The 18,417-nt window shown below is 68.5% G+C and carries 16 protein-coding genes; 7 read left to right on the forward strand and 9 right to left on the reverse strand.

The window, feature by feature from the left end:
• Positions 1-86 precede the first annotated feature (86 nt).
• Complete coding sequence (locus ACWAUG_RS04925) at positions 87-1,943, reverse strand: helix-turn-helix domain-containing protein (RefSeq protein WP_460801648.1); 1,857 nt, start codon at positions 1,941-1,943, stop codon at positions 87-89.
• Positions 1,944-2,006: 63 nt separating this feature from the next.
• On the opposite strand from ACWAUG_RS04925, the gene ACWAUG_RS04930 reads away from it, so the two are divergent.
• The 3 genes from ACWAUG_RS04930 to ACWAUG_RS04940 all read left to right on the forward strand — a co-directional run bounded on the left by ACWAUG_RS04930 (position 2,007) and on the right by ACWAUG_RS04940 (position 6,369).
• Positions 2,007-3,038 (forward strand): FUSC family protein, encoded by a 1,032-nt coding sequence (locus ACWAUG_RS04930; RefSeq protein ID WP_460801649.1) that lies wholly within the window; start codon positions 2,007-2,009, stop codon positions 3,036-3,038.
• 160 nt (positions 3,039-3,198) lie between these two features.
• A complete protein-coding gene (locus ACWAUG_RS04935) occupies positions 3,199-3,723 on the forward strand; it encodes a DNA alkylation repair protein (RefSeq protein WP_460801650.1) in 525 nt (174 codons plus the stop codon).
• 141 nt (positions 3,724-3,864) lie between these two features.
• The gene (locus tag ACWAUG_RS04940; protein WP_460801652.1) at positions 3,865-6,369 is read left to right on the forward strand and encodes a DEAD/DEAH box helicase; all 2,505 of its coding nucleotides are present in this window, start codon (positions 3,865-3,867) and stop codon (positions 6,367-6,369) included.
• Positions 6,370-6,488: 119 nt separating this feature from the next.
• Here ACWAUG_RS04940 and ACWAUG_RS04945 read toward each other — a convergent pair whose 3' ends face one another.
• Together ACWAUG_RS04945 and ACWAUG_RS04950 are read right to left on the reverse strand one after the other, a co-directional pair.
• On the reverse strand, positions 6,489-8,006 hold the full coding sequence (locus ACWAUG_RS04945) for an SDR family NAD(P)-dependent oxidoreductase (protein ID WP_460801653.1): 1,518 nt from the start codon (positions 8,004-8,006) through the stop codon (positions 6,489-6,491).
• 30 nt (positions 8,007-8,036) lie between these two features.
• Positions 8,037-9,107 carry a mechanosensitive ion channel family protein gene (locus tag ACWAUG_RS04950; protein ID WP_460801655.1) on the reverse strand — a complete coding sequence of 357 codons (1,071 nt, stop codon included), beginning with the start codon at positions 9,105-9,107 and terminating at the stop codon, positions 8,037-8,039.
• A gap of 103 nt (positions 9,108-9,210) precedes the next feature.
• Here ACWAUG_RS04950 and ACWAUG_RS04955 point away from each other — a divergent pair, with 103 nt between their 5' ends.
• Genes ACWAUG_RS04955 through ACWAUG_RS04965 form a run of 3 tightly spaced genes read left to right on the forward strand, consistent with a single transcriptional unit; the run spans position 9,211 to position 11,083 of the window.
• A complete protein-coding gene (locus tag ACWAUG_RS04955) occupies positions 9,211-10,113 on the forward strand; it encodes a VOC family protein (protein ID WP_460801656.1) in 903 nt (300 codons plus the stop codon).
• 8 nt (positions 10,114-10,121) lie between these two features.
• Positions 10,122-10,337: a hypothetical protein gene (locus ACWAUG_RS04960; RefSeq protein ID WP_298041260.1), complete on the forward strand. Its 216-nt coding sequence runs from the start codon at positions 10,122-10,124 to the stop codon at positions 10,335-10,337.
• 47 nt (positions 10,338-10,384) lie between these two features.
• Positions 10,385-11,083: a ribonuclease H family protein gene (locus tag ACWAUG_RS04965; protein WP_460801658.1), complete on the forward strand. Its 699-nt coding sequence runs from the start codon at positions 10,385-10,387 to the stop codon at positions 11,081-11,083.
• A 16-nt stretch (positions 11,084-11,099) separates the two neighbouring features.
• On the opposite strand, the gene ACWAUG_RS04970 is transcribed toward ACWAUG_RS04965, so the two are convergent.
• Genes ACWAUG_RS04970 through ACWAUG_RS04995 form a run of 6 tightly spaced genes read right to left on the reverse strand, consistent with a single transcriptional unit; the run spans position 11,100 to position 16,518 of the window.
• The gene (locus ACWAUG_RS04970; protein WP_460801660.1) at positions 11,100-11,738 is read right to left on the reverse strand and encodes a TetR/AcrR family transcriptional regulator; all 639 of its coding nucleotides are present in this window, start codon (positions 11,736-11,738) and stop codon (positions 11,100-11,102) included.
• A gap of 13 nt (positions 11,739-11,751) precedes the next feature.
• Complete coding sequence (locus ACWAUG_RS04975) at positions 11,752-12,726, reverse strand: phosphotriesterase family protein (RefSeq protein WP_460801661.1); 975 nt, start codon at positions 12,724-12,726, stop codon at positions 11,752-11,754.
• A gap of 9 nt (positions 12,727-12,735) precedes the next feature.
• Entirely contained in the window at positions 12,736-13,758 is a 1,023-nt protein-coding gene (locus ACWAUG_RS04980) for a DctP family TRAP transporter solute-binding subunit (protein ID WP_460801663.1), read from the reverse strand.
• 26 nt (positions 13,759-13,784) lie between these two features.
• Complete coding sequence (locus tag ACWAUG_RS04985; protein ID WP_460801665.1) at positions 13,785-14,702, reverse strand: shikimate dehydrogenase; 918 nt, start codon at positions 14,700-14,702, stop codon at positions 13,785-13,787.
• Positions 14,699-15,973 carry a TRAP transporter large permease gene (locus tag ACWAUG_RS04990; RefSeq protein WP_460801666.1) on the reverse strand — a complete coding sequence of 425 codons (1,275 nt, stop codon included), beginning with the start codon at positions 15,971-15,973 and terminating at the stop codon, positions 14,699-14,701. Before ACWAUG_RS04990 ends, ACWAUG_RS04985 begins: the two co-directional genes overlap by 4 nt.
• On the reverse strand, positions 15,970-16,518 hold the full coding sequence (locus tag ACWAUG_RS04995; RefSeq protein ID WP_460801668.1) for a TRAP transporter small permease: 549 nt from the start codon (positions 16,516-16,518) through the stop codon (positions 15,970-15,972). The genes ACWAUG_RS04990 and ACWAUG_RS04995 overlap by 4 nt, the downstream gene beginning before the upstream one ends.
• Before the next feature lie 111 nt (positions 16,519-16,629).
• On the opposite strand from ACWAUG_RS04995, the gene ACWAUG_RS05000 reads away from it, so the two are divergent.
• Complete coding sequence (locus tag ACWAUG_RS05000; RefSeq protein WP_460801669.1) at positions 16,630-18,411, forward strand: TIM barrel protein; 1,782 nt, start codon at positions 16,630-16,632, stop codon at positions 18,409-18,411.
• Positions 18,412-18,417: the final 6 nt, after the last annotated feature.

An 18,417-nucleotide genomic window follows, 5' to 3' on the forward strand; every position in this document is an offset into this window, starting at 1 on the left:
GCCGGGGAGGCCACGGTGCCGAGGACAGCCAACCACGCGGATGCTGGCGCAGAGCAGGTCCGGATCGGACACAGTTCAGCGGTTGATCATGTCCTCTCGAGCAGGCGCCGCGCGCGCTCGATGCGCAGCGCGAGCTCCAGACGGAACCGGGCCTCGCCGCTGTCGAGATCGTCGGCCAGCAGCAGCCGCAACCGCTGGAGCCTCTGCTTCACGGTGCTCGCGTGCACCTGCAGACTCCGGGCCGCGGCGACCGGCGACCAGTGCGCGTCGAACAGAGCGGACAGCGTCTCGAAGAGGTCGGTGCCGCGGGCTTCATCCCATTCGAGCACCGGCCCCAGCATCCCGTCGACGAAGCCGCGCAGGCGCGCGGCATCCCCGTCGAAGAGCAGCGCATAGGGGGCCAGAACCGATCCCGTCACCGCGCCGGTGAGACCGAGGCCCTGCGCGATGCGCGCACTCCGCCAGAGCGACTCGGCCTGCGCCGCCGCCGCGTCGAGCCCGTCCGCCGAGGCCACGGCGGCGACCGGCGCCGAGAGGTCGACGAGCAGCATCTCCAGGTCGACGGCATGCGCACCCGGCAGCAGCACCGTGATGCCGTCCGGATGCGGGGCGACGAGCGCGTGCGCCCGGCGACGGGCGCGCTCGCTGATCCGACGCCGGGATTCCGCATCGGCCGGCACGGCGAGCGCGATCCACGGCTCATCGACGCCGAGCCCGCGGGAAGCGGCGCGACGCACGGCCGCACGACGCCGGGCGGGGGTGTCCAGCAGCTCGGCCGCGAGTTCTCCGCGCACCTGCTCCTCGGCATCCGCCAGAGCGTCCCGGCGCAGCATGAGCAGGGCGAGGGTCGACGCGGAGCGCTCGATCGTGCGCCGTTCGACCGGGGAGAGATCGCGGCCGGAACGGCGGATGAGCAGTGCCCCGGCGCGTTCGGCGGCCGTCACCACAGGCGCCACGAAGGAGATCGGGCCGTCGTCGAGATCGATGCCCCGGCCGCTCGCCGCCGCGGCCGCGATCACCGGGCGCAGCCCGCGGCGGGCCGCCGCCGTCAAGGGTGGTTCCTCGGCCGAATCGGACTCGGTCGCGGTCGGCACGGCCCGACTGTCGGTGATGGTCCCGGCATCCCCGTCGACGAAGCAGACGCGACGGCCGAGCGCATCCGCCAATGCTGTGACGACGGCATCCGCTCCGTGCCCCGCGACGACCATTCCGGTCAGCTCGCCGTGCAGCGCGGCCGCCCACTCGGCCTCGCGCTGGCGGGAGGCCGCCTCGGCCGTGGCATCCTGGGCCTGCTTCAACAGCTGCGCGAAGTGCAGGGCGAGGGCGGCGTGGCCGGCGAACTCCGCGAGCAGCGACACCTCGTCCGGACGGAAGCTTCGGGCATCCCGACTCGCGGCGAACAGCACCCCGAGCACCTCATCGCCGACGACGAGCGGTGCGCCCAGCAGCGAACGCAACTGCTCCTCGCCGATGATCGCGTCGATCGTCGGATCGTGCGGCACCGAGGTCACCGAGGCGTAATCCTCGACCCACTGGGGTTGACGGGTGTGCACCGCGAGACTCGCGACGCCCACGCCCGCGGGCACGACCATCGCGAGGAACCGCGGGGATGTCGTGCCGCTCGCCGCGCGCACATACAGCTCATCGTGATCGGCGTCGTAGACCGACAGATAGGTGATGTCGATGTCGACCAGCTCATGCGCGCGGTCGACGATGCGCTGCAGCATGAGGTCGGCATCCGGCATCGACAGCAGGTCGCGCGTCGACGACATCACCGCTCGCAGCTCTGCGCTGCGCTGACGCAGCCCCTCCACGCGCCCCTCGAGCGTCAGCATCGCCTCGGCCGCGGCAGGGTCTGCGGCGAGCGCTGCGCTCACCAGCGCCGGGTCGAGTCGGATGCCGTCGGACAGCGCACGCAGCTGTGCGGCGAGAGGGGAATCCATGGGATTCATCGTCGCAGGTCGTCGGCGGTGGGATGGCGGCGACCACCGGGCTAACGTTGAGGCATGCGAGTGACATCGGCGGTGCGGAGCGCGAAGCGCGGCCCGCTGCTGCAGGTCGTCAAGTCGGCCGCGGCGACGATCGGCGCGTGGATGATCGCCGGATGGCTGATCCCCGGTCCCCTGCCGGTGTTCGCCGCGATCGCCGCGCTGCTGGTGGTGCTGCCGAGCGTGAACCAGTCGTTCACGAAGGCCATCGAACGCAGCATCGGCGTGATCGTCGGCGTCGTCATCGCCACGGGCCTCAGCCTGCTGCTCGGGGCGCAGAGCTGGGTCGTACTGCTCGCGATCGTCGTCGCGATGGTCACCGCGTGGGCGTTCAAGGCGACGCCGGGCATGGGCAACCAGGTCGCGATCTCGGCGATGCTCGTGCTCGCCCTCGGAGCCGACAGCCCGCAGTACGCGGTCGACCGCATCCTCGAGACCCTCATCGGTGTCGTGATCGGAATCATCGTCAACGCGCTCATCGTGCCGCCCGTGCACACCGGTCCCGCCCGGCGCGACCTCGGTCTGCTCGGCGTGGAGATCGCCGCCAGCCTCGACCGGCTCGCCGCGGCCCTGCCCGTGGAGCGGTCGCCGCAGCAGCTGCAGGAGATCATGCTCGAGGCGCGCCTGCTGCGTCCGATGCAGGTGGCCGCCGAAGCATCCGTCACCGCCGCCGAGGAGTCCCTCACCCTGAACCCGCGCCGCTCGACGCGCGGCGAGGTCACCGAGATGCGCGCGCTGCTGCGCCGGTTGAGCCCCATCGTCACGCAGGTCATCGGCATGACCCGCGCCTACTTCGACCATTACGACGAAACCCTGCCGGACGAGCCGACCGTGCATGCGATCGCCGAGCAGTTGCATCGGGCCGCTCATGACGCCCGACTCGCCGTGCAGGTCGCCGACGTCGCCCCCGAGCCCGAGACGCTCACCTCGGCGATCCCCGCGCTGACCGCGCCGCTGCGCATCACTCCCCCGGCATCCGGGCACTGGATCCTCATCGGATCCCTCATGGAAGATCTGCGCCGCATCCGCGAGGAGCTCATCGAGGAGTAGTCGGCCGGATGCCGCAGCATCCGTTCGCCCGCTTCCGCCGACACCTGTCAGTCGATTCGACACATGTCGGCCCGATTCGAGCGAATCGGCTGACATCCGTCATCGAGACCGACAAGTGTCGCGACGGATGCCGGACCTATCCTGAGGGCATGGACAAGCGGTGGATGCACTGCGTGCCGCGCTGGCGGAACTCGACGACCGGAAGATGCGCGCGGCGAACGCCAAGCGCGGCGACGACCACCGCGATTTCTCAGCGGACGAGCTGGACCGGATGCTGCGTGAGACACAACCCCCGAAAATCAACCAGTGGTTCATCGACTACGTGGCGAAGAAGTCGCCGCGCGCGAACGAGATGCGCGAACGCTGGCTCGGAAACGACGATCCCACGGTCGCCGCGGCCGCCTGGTCGCTCACCGCGGAGCGTGTCGCGAAGCGTCCAGACGGTTTGGATTTGGAGCCCCTGCTCGATCTCATCGAACAGGATATGCAGCAGGCACCGCTGCGGCCGCAGTGGGCGATGAACGAGACGCTCGCGCAGATCGGCATCCATCACCCGCAGCTGCGCGCCCGAGCCGTCTCGATCGGGAACGAGCTACAGGTTCTCGCTGACTATCCCACTGCTCCCGGAAGCACGTCGCCGTTCGCCCCGATCTGGATCGAGGCGATGGTGCGCCGACAGGGCTGATCCGTTTCCCCGCTTGAATGCGCCCACCCGACACTTGTCAGTCGATTCGACGGATGTCAGCCCGATCCGAGCGAATCGGCCGACATCCGTCATCCTGACTGACAGGTGTCGGCCGCGGCGATGGGGGATGATCGTAAGACCATGTCTTCTCTTCTCGACCCGGCCACCCTGCCCGATGGTTCCGACCCGGATGCCGTCTACCTCGCGTTCGTCGAGTGGGCCGAGTCCACCGGCATCCAGCTCTACCCGGCGCAGGACGAGGCGGTCATCGAGATCGTCCAGGGCAACAACCTGATCCTGTCGACGCCGACGGGCACCGGGAAGTCGCTCGTCGCGATCGGCGCGCACTTCGCAGCCCTCCTCGCGGGGCGCCGCAGCTATTACACCGCACCGATCAAGGCCCTGGTCAGCGAGAAGTTCTTCGCGCTCGTCGACGTCTTCGGCGCCGACAACGTCGGCATGGTCACGGGCGACTCGGCGGTGAATCCGGATGCGCCGATCATCTGCTGCACGGCCGAGATCCTCGCCAACCTCGCGCTGCGCCAGGGACCGGATGCCGCGGTCGGCCAGGTCGTGATGGACGAGTTCCACTTCTACGCCGATCCGGATCGCGGGTGGGCCTGGCAGGTTCCGCTGCTGACGCTGCCGCAGGCGCAGTTCGTTCTCATGTCGGCGACACTGGGCGACGTCACCGAGCTCTCGGCCGACCTGACCCGCCGCACCTCGCGCGAGACGGCCGTGGTGACGGGAGTCGAGCGTCCGGTCCCGCTACACTTCTTCTACGAGCTGACCCCGATCCACGAGACGATCGAGGACCTGCTGAACACCGGCCAGTCGCCGGTCTACATCGTGCACTTCTCGCAGGCGGCCGCCATGGAGCGCGCCCAGGCGCTGTCGAGCATGAAGATCGCCACCCGCGAGCAGCGCGACGAGATCGCGGCGCTCATCGGCGACTTCCGCTTCACGACGGCGTTCGGCAAGACGCTGTCGAAGTTCTTGCGAGCCGGCATCGGGGTACACCATGCCGGGATGCTGCCGAAGTACCGCCGTCTCGTCGAGCAGCTCGCCCAACGAGGCAAGCTGCGCGTGATCTGCGGCACCGACACCCTCGGCGTGGGCATCAACGTGCCGATCCGCACCGTGCTGCTCACTGCGCTGACGAAGTTCGACGGCACCCGGATGCGGCAGTTGAACGCCCGCGAGTTCCACCAGATCGCAGGTCGCGCGGGCCGTGCCGGATACGACACCGCGGGAACCGTGGTCTGCCAGGCCCCCGAGCACGAGTCGGAGAACGCCGCCGCGATCAAGAAGGCCGGCGACGACCCCAAGAAGAAGCGCAAGCTCATCCGCAAGAAGGCTCCGGACGGGTTCGTCTCGTGGGGCGAGCCGTCGTTCCGCAAGATCGTGGACGCCGAGCCCGAGACGCTGACCTCGCACATGCAGATCACCAGCGCCATGATGCTGAACGTGATCGGCCGGGGCGGCGACGTCTTCGCCAATATGCGCGCACTGGTGTACGACAACCACGAGCCGCGCAAGCGCCAGCTCGAACTCGCCCGCCGGGCCCTGGGCATCTACCGCACGCTGCGGGAGTCCGGCGTCGTCGAGGATGACGCCGACGGCATCCGCCTCACCGTCGATCTGCAGCCGAACTTCGCGCTCAACCAGCCACTGTCGCCGTTCGCCCTGGCGGCGTTCGAGCTGCTCGATCCCGATTCTGCGACCTACGCGCTGGACATGATCTCGATCGTCGAGTCGACGCTCGACGATCCCCGCGCGGTCCTCGGCCAGCAGGAGTTCCAGGCCCGAGGCGAGGCCGTCGCCGAGATGAAGCGCGAGGGCATCGAGTACGACGAGCGCATGGAGCTGCTCGAGGAGATCACCTACCCGAAGCCGCTCGACGAGCTGCTCGGGCAGGCGTTCGAGACGTACAGCGCCGCGCAGCCCTGGATCCGCGACTTCGAACTGCACCCCAAGTCGGTCGTGCGCGACATGTACGAGCGGGCCATGTCGTTCGGGGAATACGTCGCGTTCTACAAGATCGCCCGCTCGGAGGGCGTGGTGCTGCGGTACCTGTCCGACGCGTACCGCGCCGCCGCGCACACGATCCCCGATGAGATGAAGAACGAGGATCTGCGCGATCTCATCGAATGGCTCGGCGAGCTCGTGCGCCAGGTCGACTCGTCACTGCTCGACGAGTGGGAGGAGCTGCGCGCCGGCGTCGACAACGGCACCTTCGACCGCCCCGATGAGGCCGCGATCGTTCCTCCCGCGCCCAAGCGCCTCACGTCGAACGTGCGCGCCTTCCGCACCCTGGTGCGCAATGAGCTGTTCCGCCGCGTGCAGCTCGCCGCCCGCGAGGACGTGGATGCCCTGGCCGAGCTCGATCCCGGCATCGGAGCCGATGGGTGGGATGCCGCGCTCGACGGCTATTTCGCCGACCACGACGAGATCCTCACCGGCCCGGATGCCCGCAGCGCCAAGCTGCTCATCCTCACCGAGGGGGCCTCGGAGTGGACCGCGCGGCAGATCTTCGACGACCCCGCGGGCGATCACGATTGGGGCATCTCGGCGACCATCGACCTCGCGGCATCCGACGAGGCCGGCGAGGCCGTCGTGACGGTGACGGGCGTCGACCGGCTGTAGCGGCATCCGGCCCGCTGTTGCGCACAGCGGAGGTTGTTGCACTCAGCGAATGATTCCCGTCGAAAAGTCCGCCACGTGCAACAACGTCCGTCAGGCGCAACGGGCAGGCGCGCCCGGATTCACCAGGGGTTGGGCTTGTAGTCCTTGAGGAAGACGCCGAGCTGGTCGACTCCGGCCTCACCCTGCACGATCGGGTCGTACACGCGGGCGGCGCCGTCGACGAGGTCGAGCGGGGCGTGGAAGCCCTCCTCGGCCAGGCGGACCTTCGTCTGGTGGGGGCGCTCGTCGGTGATCCAGCCGGTGTCGACCGCGGTCATGAGGATGCGGTCGGTCTCGAACATCTCACCGGCGCTGGTGCGCGTGAGCATGTTGAGCGCAGCCTTGGCCATGTTCGTGTGCGGATGCCCCGGGCCCTTGTAGCGGCGCGAGAACTGCCCCTCCATGGCGGAGACGTTGACGATGTACTTGCGACGGGCATCGGATGCCGCCATCGACGCCCGCAGACGGCTGATGAGCAGGAACGGCGCGGTCGTGTTGCACAGCTGAACTTCGAGCATCTCGAGGGGGTCGACCTGTTCGACCGACTGCACCCAGCTGTTGACCGTGTTGATGTCGGGGACGAGGCCGCCGGCATCGATCGCGGTGCCATCGGCGTGCTTCGCGAGCGACGAGGAACCCGGAGCCATCGCGAGGCGTGCGAGGTCTTCTGCGGTCAGGGCCTGTCCGCCCTGCTCGGCGACCGTGCCGCCGAGTGCCGCGACCGACAGCAGCGGGTTCGCGTCGACGGATGCCTGCAGAGCCTGCGGGTGCGGATCGACCGTGTGCCCGAAGGTCTCCATCTCGGGCAGGGGCCCGTCGGGCAGGGGCTGCATCTCGGCATCCGCGAGCAGCGAGTAGGCGCCCGGCGAGCGCCGCACGGTCTGCGCCGCGTTGTTGATGAGGATGTCGAGCGGTCCCTGGGCGGCGACCGAGTCGGCGAGCGCGATCACCTGGGCGGGGTCGCGCAGGTCGACGCCGACGATGCGCAGTCGGTCGATCCAGTCGGCGGAATCGGGCAGAGAGGAGAAGCGGCGCACGGCGTCGCGCGGGAAACGGGTCGTGAGCGTCAGGTGCGCGCCGTCGCGCAGCAGGCGCAGCGCGATGTGCATGCCGATCTTCGCACGGCCGCCGGTGAGCAGCGCGCGGCGGCCGGTGAGGTCGGTGCGCGCGTTGCGCTTGCCGTGGCTGAAGCTCGCGCACTCGGGGCACAGCTGGTGGTAGAACGCATCGACGATCGTGTACGGCTGCTTGCAGATGTAGCAGTTGCGGGGTTTGAGCAGCTCGCCGGCGATCGGGGCATCCACGCTCGAGGCGAGGTCGAGGCCGCGCGTCTCGTCGTCGATGCGGTCGGGCGCACCGGTCGCGGTCTTGGCGACGACCGCCTTGTCTGCGGCGGCGATCGCATCGCGGATCTCCTTGCGGCGCACGCGCTTGACGGCCTTGAACATCGCGGCCGTCGCACGGCGCACGGCGATGTAATCGGGATGCTCTTCGCTGATCTTGTCCATCGAGGCCAGAACCCGCAGCGTGGTCTCGAGGTCGTTCGGGTCGAGGCCGTCGCCGAGATCTGCGGCGGTATCGGTGGACACATCAGTCATTGGGCCGATTTTACGCGACCGACCTGGGAATCAGCGGGCGTCGGTGCGCTCCTCGAGCGCGATGCGCGTGACGGGCAGGGCCTCGGGATGCTCCTGCTGCAGCCACGTCATGATCTTCTCCCGCACGAGGCACCGCAGATCCCACTGATCGTCGGAGTTCGCGGCGGAGATCTTGAAGCGGAGAGAGACGTACCCGCCCTCGGAACCGGTGACGAGCACGTTCGCCGAACGCCGGTCCCAGAGCGGCGACTCGTCGATGATCTCCTCGAACTTGGCGCGCACGGCATCCACCGGCACCCGCCAGTCCAGATCCATGTAGACGGTGCCGAGGATCTTGTCGGAGCGCCGCGTCCACGTCTCGACGGGGTTCGTCGTGAAGTAGGTGCAGGGCAGGATCAGCCGCCGCTCGTCCCAGATGTAGACGACCACGTACGACAGGTTGATCTCGCCGATCGTGCCCCATTCGCCCTCGATGACGACGACGTCGCCGACGCGGATCGAGTCGGTGAAGGCCACCTGGATCCCGGCGATGAGGTTGCCGAGTGTCGACTGCGCCGCGAGGCCGGCGACGATGCTGACGACGCCGGCGGAGGCCAGGATGCTGGTGCCCACGGCCCGCACCTCGGGGAACGAGAACAGCACGACGCCGACGGCGAGGACTCCGATGAGCACGACCGCGAGACGGTTCAGCACGGTCAGCTGGGTGCGGCGGCGGCGCGCCTCGAAGCTCGTGCCGTCGCGCTGGCCGTCGTACTGCATGAGCCGCTCCATGCCGAAGGTGACGACGATCGACAGGATCCAGGCCCCGGTGAGGACGACCACGATCTGCAGGACGCGCTCGGCCGCGGGCCACCACGGCTCGAGCGACGGGGCGGTCGCCGCGCACGCCGCCCACAGGGCGATCAGCAGGGCGAGGGTGGTCCCCGGAACCCGCAATCGGCGCTCGAGCGCGGCCAGCCAGGCCGATCGGCCGCGCGCTCGCCCCACGACGAGGCGCACGACGATGACGACCGCCGCGGCGATCGCGACGCCGATCAGAACGCCGATGAGCGCTCCCACCCAGGTGTCGCCGGAGATGTCCATGTCCAGGAGAGAAGCCATCGAACCACCCTAGGCACGGGGCCGCCCCTGAACGCAACCTCTTGCATCCGGCATCCGCTCGTCTCACCATGGAGAAGGAGGGTCGAGGTGCAAAGGAGCAGCCATGTCGCAGAAGATCGTCCCAAACATCTGGTGCACACGAAACGCCGATGAGGCCGGAGAATTCTATGCTGATGCGCTTCCGCGAACGACGGCGGAGACCAGCGCCCGCTACCCGATGGAGCTGCCCGACTGGCAGGCCGAGTTCGCGGGCAGGACTCTCACCGTCGACGTGTCGATCGATGGGTTCCAGATCACGCTGATCAACGCGGGCGACGAGTTCAGCCCGAACCCATCGATGTCGTTCATGCTGAACTTCGATCCGTTGATGTTCGACGGCAGCGCCGATGACGCGCGGGCGGCCCTCGATGAGACCTGGGCGCGCCTGGCCGAGGGCGGACGGATCATCATGGCACTCGACGCCTACCCGTTCAGCCCCCACTACGGCTGGGTCGAGGATCGCTTCGGAGTCAGCTGGCAGTTGCTGCTGACCAACCCCGAAGGTGAGCCGCGGCCGTTCGTCATCCCGCAGCTCATGTTCTGCGGACCCGTGCAGAACCGATCGCGCGAGGCGGCGTCTTTCTACTCGGGTGTGCTTCCGGGTTCGGGCGTCGGGTTCATCGCCGAGCATCGCGTGCAGACCAGGCCGGCAGAACCGGGCACGGTCATGTTCGGCGAGTTCCGTCTGGCCGGGCAGTGGTTCTCGATGATGGACTCGGCCATCGCACTGGACTACACATTCACTCCGGGGATTTCCCTCGAGGTGCGATGCGCCGATCAGGCCGAGATCGACGAGTACTGGGATGCGCTGTCCGCCGTTCCCGAGGCGGAGCAGTGCGGGTGGCTCACCGATCGTTATGGTCTGAGCTGGCAGATCGTTCCCGAGACGATGGGCGCGCTGATGGAGCGTCCGGGCGCGTACGAGAAGATGATGGAGATGAAGAAGCTCGTCATCGCCGATTTCTGAGGGGGACCATGGGACTGTTCACGCAGAAGCCCGAGCAGAAGAGCGCCTGGGCGGCGCTGCCGGGTGAGCCGGATGAGCGCGACGGTTCGGTCGATCGCCTGCCGGATGCCGTTGCCGACCCGCTCGGACTGGGGCTGCCGGGCGACGAGACGAGCTCGACCGTGTCGATCTCTGTGGATGTCGTCGTTCCGACCGGCGACGGGACGGACGCCGGCGCCGAATAGGCATCCCGACGCGCGGGCGATGTCGGGCCCGCGGATACCCTGGAGGGATGACGATCACCGCTGCGGCAGACGGATCCGCTCTGGGAAACCCCGGCCCCAACGGCTGGGCCTGGTACATCGACGACGCGAACTGGGCCGCGGGCGGCTCACCGCATGGCACGAACAACCAGGGCGAGCTGCAGGCGGTGCTCGAGCTGCTGCGGGCGACCGCCGAGGTCGACGAACCGTTGCAGATCATGTGCGACAGCAAGTACGTGATCGACTCGATCACGAAGTGGATGCCGGGATGGAAGCGCCGCGGATGGCGCAAGGCCGACGGCGCCCCCGTGCTGAACCGCGACCTCATGGAGGCGCTCGACGCTGCTATGCAGGGGCGTGACGTGGACTTCGTCTGGGTGAAGGGGCACGCCGGCCACGAGCTGAACGAGGCCGCCGACCAGCGGGCGAACGCCGCCTCCAAGGCCTATCAGGCCAAGCGTGAGCCGAACCGCGGGCCCGGTTTCACGATGGGTTCGGTGGATGCCGGAACCACGGTCCCCGCGAGCGATCTCGCGAGTGCGGCGGCAGCCCCCGCGTCCGAACCGTTGTGGGCCGAGGCATCCGATCTCTTCGACGGCTGGGACGCCGCTCCCGCAGAGCCCATCGATCTCTCGCTGACGCTCACCGCCGAGGAGCACGCACGTCTGCGCGATCGCGCCGATGCGCAGAGCATCTCCCTCGTCGAGGCGCTGCGCCGGCTCATCTGAGCGGCGCCGGACCGGTTCAGCGCCCCGCGGTCATCCACGCCACGACGACGTCGCCGATCATGGAGCGCAGGTGCTCGCGGCGCTCCTCGGCGAGCAGATCGCGGCCGAACAGGTAGCCGAAGGTGTGCTGGTTGGCGACCTGGAAGAAGCAGTACGAGCTGATCAGCAGGTGCACGTCGAGCGCGTCGACGTCGGCGCGAACCGTGCCCTCGGCACGGCCGCGCTCGAGCACCTCTTCGAGCACGGCGACCGCGGGCTGGTTGAGGGTGCGCAGGCCATCGAGTCGCTTGATGAACTCGCCATGGTGGATGTTCTCGATCGAGACGAGCCGGATGAACGCCGTGTGATCGAGGTGGTGGTCGTAGGTGAGCTCGGCGATCTGCCTCAGAGCCTCGACGGGCGCGAGGTCGCCGGCGTGGATCGACTGCTCGCGTTCGCGGATGCCGCGATACGCGTTCTCCAGCACGGCGAGGTAGAGCTGTTCCTTGCCGCCGAAGTAGTAGTAGATCATCCGCTTCGTCGTCTGGGTGCGCTCGGCGATCTCATCGACCCGGGTTCCCGCGTAGCCGGATTCGGCGAAGGCCTCGGTCGCGACGGCGAGCAGATCGGCGCGGGTACGTTCGGCGTCGCGTTTGCGGACGACGGGTTCGGTCATGTCCACTCCCCCATCAGTCGGCGCCGGTCAGGACCCGGCGCGGGTTGTCGATCATGAGGCGGCGCAGGGTCGCGTCATCGACGCCCGCATCGCTCAGTGTCGGAAGAATCATGTCGAAGAGGTGCTGCATGTGCCAATTCGGCACGTGCTCCGCCCGCCACGACGGCGGCGTGACACGGCTGAAGACCGCGGCGTCGTGCGAGAGGACGATGCGATCGGCATAGCCCGCGTCGAGGAGCTGGAGCAGCATCCGCACCCGGTCGGCGTCCGGGGCGAGGTGCTCCATGCCGAAGCGGTCGAAGCCGAGGTACGACCCGCGATCGGCGATGCGGCGCAGGTAGGCGAGGTCGGTGGAGTCTCCGCTGTGTCCGATCACGACCCGGTCGAGCGGAATCCCCAGCCGCTCGAGCTCGTCCTGCTGATCGGCGCCTCCGCCGGATGCAGCATGCGAGTGGGTCGTGATCGGAACGCCGGTGCGCCGATGCGCCTCGGCGGCGGCCGCGAACACCCGTGCGGAGTCGGGTGTCAGGCCCGCGGCATCCGTCGCGATCTTGATGATGCCGGCTCGGATATCGGTGCCCGCGATGCCCCGTTCGATGTCTCCGACGAACAGCTCGACGAGCGGGTCGGGGCCGTCGACGACGAGCCCCGGACCGTTCAGACGGAAGAAGGTGGGCAGGGTCTCGGCCGCGTAGCATCCGGTCGCCGCGATCAGCCGAACGGGAACCCGTGCGGCGACCTCGGCGACTCGGCGCACATCGCGGCCGAGACCCACAACTGTCAGATCGACCACCGTCTGCACGCCGCGGGCGTGCAGATCGGTGAGCGTCTGCACGGCGCGTTCGATCATCTGCCGCTCATCCCATTCCGGATGCGGCATATTGACGTCGAGTTCGGGATCGGTGACGAAGACGTGCTCATGGATGAGGGTCATCCCCAGCTCGTCTGCGTCCACATCGCCCGTGAACGTCGGGATCGAATGCACCATGGGGCAGCGTCACTCCGAAGTGGAGCGGATGGCCTCGTAGACCGTGAGCGAGTCGCCCGTCAGAACACCCGAGAGGTACTCCTCGGCCTGCTTGCTGAACGCATCGCGGTCGACGTCCTCGACGACCTCCCAGTTGCCTCCGGTGCGCCACTCCTCGAGGATCTCCTCCTCATCGGATGCCACGCACGCCGTGACCTCGGCGATCGCCTTATCGGTCGCCGCGGTCAGCGCCTCCTGCTGCTCCTCGTTCAGGTCGTTCCAGATGTCGCTCATGATGACCAGGTTGGTGTTGAGCTGGTGCGAGCTCATGCTCACGTAGTCCTGAACCTCCTGGAGGTTGGAGGCCACGATGTTGGTGATCGGGTTCTCCTGGCCGTCGACCGTGCCCTGCTGCAGAGCCAGGTATAGCTCCTCGTAGGCGACCTCGGTCGCCTGCGCGCCGAGCGCCTTCGCGTTCATGAGGAACTGGGGCGATCCGGGGAAGCGCATGCGCAGACCCGACAGGTCATCGGGGGTGCGGATCGCCGTGTTCGCGGTGAACTGTCGGGCGCCGGCCGACCATGCGCCGAGCGTGCGCACGCCGGTCGCGTCGGCGAAGGCGTCGACCACCGTGTCGGAGGCGTCGCTGTCCATGAAGCGGGCGAGGTGCTCGGCGTCGTCGAAGGCGTACGCCGCGTCGAGAACGCTGATGGGCTCGTAGACCGCGCCGAGCGCCGAGGCGCCCTGGATGTCGATGTCGATGTCGCCCGAGGCGACCGAGGCGATGCGGTCGGCGTCGCCGCCGAGCTGGCTCGACGGGAAGATCTCGACCTCGAGGCCGACACCGGCGGCGTTGACCTCATCGGCGAGGACCTGCGCGCCGCAGCGGTGCTGGGGCTGGTCCTCGTTGTAGCTGTGGGCGAGCGTCAGCTTCTGCGTGCTGGTCGCGTCGCCGGTGGCGCCGTCTCCGGTTCCGGAGCAGGCGACCAGCATCATTGCCGGTGCAGCAAGGGCGGCGAGCCACATCGTTCGCCGGGTGCGTCGTGCATCCATGGTTCTCTCCTCTTTCGGGTGCTGTTTCAGGGGTGGTGCGGTTCGAGCGTTTTTTCGGCCGCCTCGGCGGCGACGAGATCGTCGAGGTCGGCGAGCATGGCCTGGCGGTCTGCGCGCTCTCCGGTGAAGATCTCGAAGGCATCGGCCGCCTGGTGCATGGCCATGCCCAATCCGGACATGGTGCGGATGCCGCGGGTGCGGGCCTCCTGCAGCAGTGCGGTGTCGACGGGTCGGTAGACGATGTCGGCGACGCGGATGCCGGTGGGCAGCAGCGCCGGGTCGAACGAAGTGCCCGGGTGGGCGGCCATGCCGACGGGGGTCGCGTTGACGACGAGGTCGGCGCCGGCGAGTTCGTCGGGCAGGGAGTCGGGGGCGACGGTGCGCACCGCGCGGCCGAGGGCCGATGCGTGCTCGGCGAGAGCATCGGCGCGTACGGCATCCTGGTCGACGATGACGAGCTCGTCGATCGGATGCTGAGCGAGCGCCGTCGCGACGGCGGAACCGGCACCGCCCGCGCCGACGAGCACGGCACGGCCGAGGCGGTCGTCTCCGAAGGCATCGTTCAACGCCGCGCGGAAACCGGTCACGTCGGTGTTGTGCCCGATGGTTCCCTGCTCGGTGAACACGACGGTGTTGACCGCCCCGACGGCGCGGGCGCTGTCGGCGAGCTCGTCGAGAAGCGGGATGACCGCCTGCTTGACGGGGTGGGTGATGTTCAGCCCGGTGAAGCCGAGGCGCCGGGCCGAGACCAGCAGCCCGCGCAGGAAATCGGTCGTGCCCTCATCGGGTGCGAGATCGATCGTGCGGTACACGTAGTTCATGCCGTGGCGCGAGCCCTCGAGCTCGTGCATCGGCGGGGTGAGCGAGGGGCCCACCCCCTCGCCGACCAGGCCGATGAGGACCGCCGGCGGGCGCGGGGCGCTCCGGGCGTTTTCGTGGCTCACAGACCGAGCACCCCCGGCAACCACATCACAGCGCTCGGGAACGCGATGATGAGCACGCAGATCACCAGCAGCGGCACGATGAACGGCAGACTGCCGCGGAACACCTCGCCGATGCGGGTCTTCGACACCGCGGCGGTGACGAACAGCACGGTTCCGACGGGCGGGGTAAGCAGGCCGATCATGAGCGACAGGATCATCAGCACGCCGAGCACGATCGGATCGACGCCGATCTGCGTGGCGATGGGGAGGATGATCGGCACGGTCAGCACGAGAATCGCGGTCGCATCGATCACGGTGCCGAGGATCAGCATGAGCACGGCGACGAGGATGAGGAACACGATCGGGCTGTCGGTGATCGCGAAGACGAGCTCGGTCAGCATCTGCGGCAGGCGCTCGCGGGCGAGGATGTATCCGAGCAGCGATGCGGAGGCGACGATGATCATGATGGATGCCGTGGTCGTGACCGTCTCGGTCAGCGCCTTGACGAAGCCCTTCCAGCTCAGCGAGCGCTGCACGATGCCGACGAAGAGGATGTAGGCGACGCCGACGGCGGCGGCTTCGGTCGGGGTGAAGAACCCGCCGAGGATCCCGCCGAGGATGATGAACGGCGCGACGAGCGGCAGGAGCACGCCCTTGATCGATGCGAGGAACTCGGCGCGATCGAATGTGCCCTTCTTGACGTTCTTCATGCGGCGCACGAGCACCCAGACCACGATGCACATGCCGATGGCCATGAGCAGGGCGGGGATCACGGATGCGGCGAACAGCGCTCCGGTCGAGACCGCCGCGAGACCGGCGTAGATGACCGCCGGGATGCTCGGGGGCATGACGGGGGCGATGAGCGAGGAGGTCGCTGAGACACCCGTGGCGAAACGGCGGCCGTAGCCCGCACGGATCATCGCGGGGATCTGCACCTTGCCGAGGGCGGCGGCATCGGCGACGGCCGAGCCGCTCATCCAGGCGAAGCCGACGCTCGTGCCGACCGCGACGTAGCCGAGGTTGCCGCGCACGTTCGCCAGCAGCGCCTGCGCGAAGCGGAACAGGCGGTCGGCGATGCCGGCGTGGTTGGCGAGGGCGCCGAGGAAGATGAACAACGGTACGGCGAGCAGCGGGAAGCTGCTGGATGCGTTGGTGACGGTGCGCAGTGCCATGCCCAGCGACTGGCCGGAGATGGCCATGTAGACCAGTGAGGGGCCGAGGAAGGCGAAGGGCACGGGTACGCGCAGGGCGAGCAGCACGGCGATCGCCAGGGCGAGGAACAGAAGAGTCACAGTCCCACCACCTCCGGCTCGTCCTCGTCGATATCGGCGACGATGGGGCCGTTCTTGGCGATGTCTGCGGCGGCGAACAGCGCGCGGATCGCCGTGGAGACGGTGCCGATGAGCACCGGGATGTAGACCCACGACATCGGAACGCGCAGCACGGGCGACTTGACCATGCCCTGCGTCTCGACGAGCTCCCAGGCGGCGATGCTCAGACCGATGCCCGCGGCGGCGACCACGAGGAGCGAGAAGATCTGAATGATCCGCACGGTCATCGGGTTGCGCAGCGAATCGACGAGCTCGAGCGCGATGTGGCCGTGGGTCGTGACGAGCACGCCCATCGCGGCGAACGTCGCCCAGAGAAGACCGAAGCGGGCCAGCTCGCCCGTCCAGGCGATGCTCTCGAAGGGCAGGTAGCGCTGGAGCGCCTGGTAGAAGACGAGGACGAGGATCATCAGGACGGAGAAGCCGCCGATGCCGAGCTCGACCCCGGTGATGACGCGCACGATGCGGCGCAGAACGCCGGTGCGCTGAGGGTGCTGTTCTGAGGACACGAGACGCCTTCGTCGTCGGGGATTGAGGGACTGGAGACGAATGTACCGGTCAGTACATTGATTGAGCAACACCGCTGTGAAATTAATGGACCAACTGGTACGTTCACACGCATGCGCACCTCAATCGCGTCGGTCTGCCTCTCCGGCGGACTCGTCGAAAAAATCCACGCCTGCGCCGAAGCGGGCTTCGATGGCATCGAGATCATGGACGCCGATCTCATCGCCGCATCCGAATCCCCCGAGGAGATCCGCGCCCTCTGCGACCGTCTCGGACTGCGGATCGACATGTTCCAGCCGTTCCGCGATGTCGAGGGCGTCGATGACGACGCCTTCGCCGACACCCTGCGACGCGCCGAAGCCAAGTTCCGGATCATGAAACGCCTGGGCACCGACCTCATGCTCGTGTGCAGCAATGTCGGAACCGCCACGATCGACGACGACGAGGTGGCCGCCCGCCAGCTCGGCGAGCTCGCCGACCGGGCCGCTGTCCACGGCATCCGACTCGCCTACGAGGCCCTCGCCTGGGGCCGATACGTCAACGACTACCGGCGCACCTGGGAGATCGTTCGCCGCGCGGATCGCCCCAATCTCGGCATCTGCCTCGACAGCTTCCACATCCTCTCCCTCGGCCACGACCCCGCCGCGATCGAGACGATACCGGCCGAGAAGATCTTCTTCCTGCAGCTGGCGGATGCCCCCGCTCTCGACATGGACGTGCTCAGCTGGAGCCGCCACCACCGGCTCTTCCCCGGCGAGGGCGACTTCGACCTCGTCGACTTCATGACCCATGTCGTGCGAGCCGGATACTCGGGCCCCTGGTCTCTCGAAGTGTTCAACGACACGTTCCGCCAGACCGAGACCGGCCGCACAGCCGCCCACGCGCACCGCTCCCTGGTGTGGCTCGCCGACCGCACGGCCGCCGCCAACGACTGGTCCGACGGGCGCCTGGGCGATGCGCCCATCACCCAGAAGCTCGACTTCGTCGAGGTGGCCGGCGCCGATCTCGCCGACGTCGATGAGCTGCTCGCACAGCTCGGATTCACCTTCGAGGGGCGGCACCGCTCAAAGCCCGTGCGCCTGTGGAGCGCGGGTGATGCACGCGTGATCCTCAACGAGCAGGTGCGCGACTCCCGCCCTCGGCTGTCGGGGCTCGGACTGCAGGTGACGGATGCCGCAGCCGCCGTCGATCGAGCGCTCGCACTCGGGTCGCCGCGTATATTCCGGAGAACGTATGAGGGCGAGGAAGACCTGCGCGGCGTCGCCTCCCCCGATGGCACCCAGGTGTTCTGGAGCTCGAGCCCGGACGGCTCCTCCTGGCGCGGCGAGTTCGGCGGCGGCACAGCCGCCCCCGAGGGGCTGCAGGGCGAGATCGACCACATCAACCTCGCCTATCCCTGGCAGGAGTTCGATGAGGCGGTGCTCTTCCTCTCCAGCGCGGTGGCGCTGCGCGCCGACCCGCCCGCCGATGTTCCCGGGCCCCGCGGGCTGATCCGCAGCCAGGTGATGCGCACGCCCGACGGGGCCGTTCGGGTGCCGATCAACCTCGCTCCCCCGACGGCGCCGACGCCCGACCGCCACATCGCCGTCCGCACGGACGACATCTTCACGGCGGCGCGCCGGGCCCGGGCCCGCGGCCTCGAGCACCTGCGGATCCCGGCGAACTACTACGACGACCTGCAGGCCCGCTTCGGTCTCGACGACGAGATGCTCACGGCGCTGCGCGAACTCGATCTGCTCTACGACCGCGATGCCGCCGGCGAATTCATCCACTTCTACACACGGACGATCGGCGAAGTGTTCTTCGAGGTGGTCGAGCGGCGCGGCGACTACGACGGATACGGCGGAGCGAATGCGCCCATCCGCCTCGCCGCTCAGCGCGACCGACGCCGCTGAGCCGGC

This window comes from Microbacterium sp. GXF6406, assembly GCF_054798215.1.